Source organism: Bacillus sp. 05T22 (assembly GCF_056396765.1).
This window is the reverse complement of sequence record NZ_JBFTMC010000208.1, coordinates 1-3,152: the sequence shown is the minus strand read 5'-3', so window position 1 is coordinate 3,152 and position 3,152 is coordinate 1. Positions and strand designations below refer to the sequence as shown.

The 3,152-nt window shown below is 32.8% G+C and carries 1 protein-coding gene and 1 pseudogene; both read left to right on the top strand.

The annotated features are described in order from the left end of the window. Positions 1 to 1,070 precede the first annotated feature (1,070 nt). Positions 1,071 to 1,649, top strand: a pseudogene (locus AC1DIT_RS27710) (IS6 family transposase); the annotation flags it as partial. Between the two features lie 269 nt (positions 1,650 to 1,918). After that, positions 1,919 to 3,152: M4 family metallopeptidase (locus AC1DIT_RS27705; protein WP_476998574.1), on the top strand; the 1,234-nt coding region annotated here is incomplete at its 3' end.

The following is a 3,152-nucleotide window of genomic DNA, read 5'->3' as shown; positions in this document are numbered from 1 at the left end:
AGCGATATAACTCTTCGGCAAATAAAGACAACTCTTGTTTTTGATGCATATTCATAAAAAGCACGTCACCCTTTCTCATTAACATAAGAGAATAGTAACGTGCTTTTAACTTCAAGAATAGTCTAAATCCTTAAGTTGATGGATGTGTGACGCTACCCCTCTATAAACAAAGACGAAGTCTTTAAGCAGACTCCGTCGTTTCGGCGTACAATGAATTAGATTTGTTATTAGCAACTGACTAAAATTTAACTTTAATTTATAAACCTACGTATGCTTTTTTTAACTTTGCAACAGAACCTTCCATTTTCTATAAAAATATATTAATTGAAAGAGCAATATAACAACAGAAACAAAAGTAATAAGCAAAAAAGTAGTTAATTCTAGTTGTACAGAAGATAATATAAATAAAGCTAAAGCAACTAAAGGGATTGAAAAAACGGAATTATAAAAACGTTTTTTATATATTGAATAATACTTTCTAGTTTCACACGTATTATTAACCACTAATGAATCACCTCAATATTTTTAATTATGTGTAAGTTTATTGTAAATATGGGAAAGTAATGCACATGAATATATTATCATATAACCCCTTTATTAGTCTAAAGCTTCCGACTATTTCGACGTTTCAAAGATTCTCAAATTTTGTTAAACTTTAGAAAAAAAGTCATGAGGAGAATACTACGTAGGATATTTTAAAGGAAAACAATTCAAACAGGATATTATTTTGGTTATTATTGGTTTGATAACCGAAAATTAAAACTCTACAAACAAGAAAGGTTGGCAAATTGCCAACCTTTCTTGTTTACTATCAATCAATTAAAAAAAAGAAAAATTTTGGTTTAGGGGTAATCTAAAATATTAGCTTGATGGCGATGTGACGCTACCCCTAGTTTAAAACATTTTTTTAATAAGACAATTTTAAATATAATTGGAAATAAAAGTAAGTCCATGGCCTGTTTTTACACGTATCTCGGCTGTACCCCTAATAAGCTATTAGGGTACTTCCCACGTTCTAAACATTACTCTCACCTTTATTTATTGGTTATTGTTTTTTTGATAGTTTCCATACAATTGCCCACACAACGATTATGCGCTGGGTTCATCAATATGGATCTCAATTAGAAGAGAAAGTACGACATCATCTTAAATCAACAAATGATTCGTGGAGAGTCGATGAAACCTATATTAAAGTAAAAGGTCAATGGATGTACTTATATCGTGCAGTTGATTCAGAGGGAAATACAATTGATTTTTATTTAAGTAAATCAAGGGATAAACAAGCAGCCAAGCGCTTTTTCAAGAAATCCTTGGCTTTTTCGTATGTTTCTAAACCTCGCGTGATAGCAGTGGATAAGAACCCTGCCTATCCCGTAGCGATTCAAGAGTTGAAAGAAGAGAAACATATGCCTGAAGGTATACAACTAAGACAAGTGAAATATCTCAATAATATAGTAGAACAAGACCACCGATTTATTAAAAGACGAGTTTGTTCTATGTTAGGGTTCAAGTCATTTAAAACAGCTATCTCTATATTGAGTGGTGTTGAAGCCATGCATATAATGAAAAAAGGGCAACTTGGTTTACCGGACAAGTCTGTCCAAAGCCAGAAACAATTTATTCATAAATTGTTTGGCTTAGCTTCATAAGATAGAAATGAAGAGGAAATTGCCACTCTATGTTTCTAACTAACATTTTTGCACCAGAACCTCTAATATAATCTATAAAAGAAAAATTCATTATAAACAGTAATTTTTTCTAGAATAACTGAATTTAAATAGCTGATTATCGACATTAAATTATGCAGTTTTGCATAATGTTACATGATTTTTTCATTTTCTCTTTTTTTCGACAGGAACAGACAGTATACTACTTTTTAAAAGCTTAATATTTTTGGGAATTATACGAGGTAAATATCATGAAAAATAAAAAAAGAAGAGCTACAGTTGCATTAACAACAGGATTAGCTTTAACAGCTGTAACACCATATGGAGTAGGTCATGCAGAGGAAACGGATCAACTACAAGTTCAAATTCAGGAGGATTCGTTCCGTACAGGTGAACTTACACAACCATCACAAAAGGCACCAGAGAATGTAGTAAAAGATGCTCTTAAGGAAAAGACCGAGCAAGCTTTGTCCCCAAAACAAGTTAATGGAGAAACGGGAGTAGATTATAAGGTTCTTCAAAAGCGTGGTTCTTATGATGGGACTACACTTGTGCGCATGCAACAAACATACGAAGAAAAAGAAGTATATGGATATCAATTGACTGCACACGTAGATAAAAAGGGTGTTATTAAAAGTGTTTCAGGGGATAGTGCGCAAAATTTAAAACAAGAAGATTTAACGAAGCCTATTAATCTATCACAAGAAGAAGCGAAACAATATATTTATACGAAGTACGGGAATGATATCAATTTTGTTTCTGAGCCAGAAGTAAAGGAAGTTATTTTTGTTGATGAAAATAATGGACAAGCCAGCAATGCATACCARGTTACATTTGCTGCTGCAACACCRAAMTATGTATCTGGRACYTATYTAGTGAATGCTMATAATGGYGAWATGTTAAAAAATATGGTACAAGAATCAGATTTAAAAGCAAGTRAAAAGCTTGTTGGAGCCTTAAAGGAAAGTAGAAAAAGCAATCTTACATCATTAACTGGAACAGGAAAAGATGATTTAGGTAYATCTCGTACATTTGGTATTTCTAAACAAAGTAATGGGAAATATGCACTTGCTGATTACACTAGAGGGCAAGGAATTGAAACGTATGATGTGAAWTACAGAGATATTACTAAAGAGGAAAGCTATTACCCTGGTACACTAGCAACTAGCACTTCAACAACATTTAATGATCCAAAAGCGGTAAGTGCTCATTTCTTAGCAACAAAGGTATATGATTTTTATAAAGATAAATACAAGCGTAATAGTTTTGATAATAAGGGACAAAAAGTAGTTTCAGTTGTACATGCCTGGGATTCTGGAGATACAAATGATCCGAAGAATTGGCAGAATGCATTCAGTGCTAATAATGGTAGCATGCTTGTATATGGAGATCCTATTGTAAAGGCATTTGACGTAGCAGGACATGAATTTACACATGCGGTTACATCTAGCGAATCCAACCTTGAATATTCCGGAGAATCTGGTG